This window comes from Micrococcus sp. HMSC31B01, assembly GCF_001816085.1.
GTDB classification, from domain to species: Bacteria; Actinomycetota; Actinomycetes; order Actinomycetales; family Micrococcaceae; genus Micrococcus; species Micrococcus luteus.
Window position 1 is genome coordinate 1 of sequence record NZ_KV825313.1, and the last position, 1,045, is coordinate 1,045.

The window sequence follows — 1,045 nt, forward strand, 5'->3', positions numbered from 1 at the left end:
CGGCGTCGGCCTCGCGGCCGCGCAGGGCGGCGACGTCGGCGCGGGCGTTCTGCATGGCGGTGTCCACCTTGCGGCCCGCGGCCCGGACGCCGCGGCGCATCTGCAGGTACACGACCACCGCGAACACGAGCCAGCCGGCGGCGACGGCGACCACGAGCCACCCGATCACGTCGTTCTGGTTCGCGGCGAAGATGATCGCCACGATCAGGATGACGATCATCGCGACGAAGCCGAGCGATCCCACGCGCAGGCCGGCGCGGGGGCCGCGGCGCGCGCCGTCGGGACCGGGGGTCAGGGACTGGGACATGGGTGCTCCTCCGGAGGGGCTCGTGGGGTCTGCCCTCCATCATCCCGCATCGTGGGGTGGGGTCCGAATCGGGCGGCCCGCGTCGGTGCCTATCCTGAGGCGATGACCCCCCGCCCCCCGCACCCCGCCGACCCCGCGTCCGGGGCCTTCACCCCTGACCAGCGCCGCATCCTCACCGCACTGCTCATGCCGCTCTTCCTCGCGCTGATGAGCGTGTCCGTGGTGAACGTGGCGCTGCCGGCCATCGAGTCGGGCCTGGACGCCACGAGCGCGGATCTGCAGTGGGTGCTGGCGGGGTACACGCTGACGTTCGGCACCGTGCTCGTGGCCGCGGGCCGCGCCGGCGACCTGTGGGGGCGCAAGAACCTGTTCCTGGCGGGCATCACGCTGTACATGCTCGGCTCCCTGCTCTCCGGCCTGGCCGGGGACACTCTGCTGCTCAATGCCGGGCGCCTGCTCACGGGCCTGGGCGCGGGCGTGTTCAACCCCCAGGTCATCGGGTTCATCCAGTCGAACTTCCACGGCCGCGCCCGCGGGCGGGCCTACGGGCTCTTCGGCACCGTGGTGGGCCTCGGCGTGGCCGTGGGGCCCCTGCTCGGCGGGCTGTTCCTCGGCGCGTTCGGCCCCGAGTGGGGCTGGCGCTCCACGTTCCTCATGAACGTGCCCGTGGGCCTGGCCGCCGTCGCGATGGGCGCCCTCTGGCTGCCGCCGCCCACCCGCGTGCACGGCCTGCCCCCC

1 protein-coding gene and 1 pseudogene are annotated in these 1,045 nt (G+C 74.1%); one reads left to right on the forward strand and one right to left on the reverse strand.

Annotation, left to right across the window (positions count from 1 at the left end; all coding sequences use genetic code 11):
* A pseudogene (locus HMPREF3105_RS10080) lies at positions 1–307 on the reverse strand (hypothetical protein); the annotation flags it as partial.
* A 102-nt stretch (positions 308–409) separates the two neighbouring features.
* Here HMPREF3105_RS10080 and HMPREF3105_RS10085 point away from each other — a divergent pair.
* A partial coding sequence (locus tag HMPREF3105_RS10085) for an MFS transporter (protein WP_141762502.1) occupies positions 410–1,045 on the forward strand: 636 nt, incomplete at its 3' end.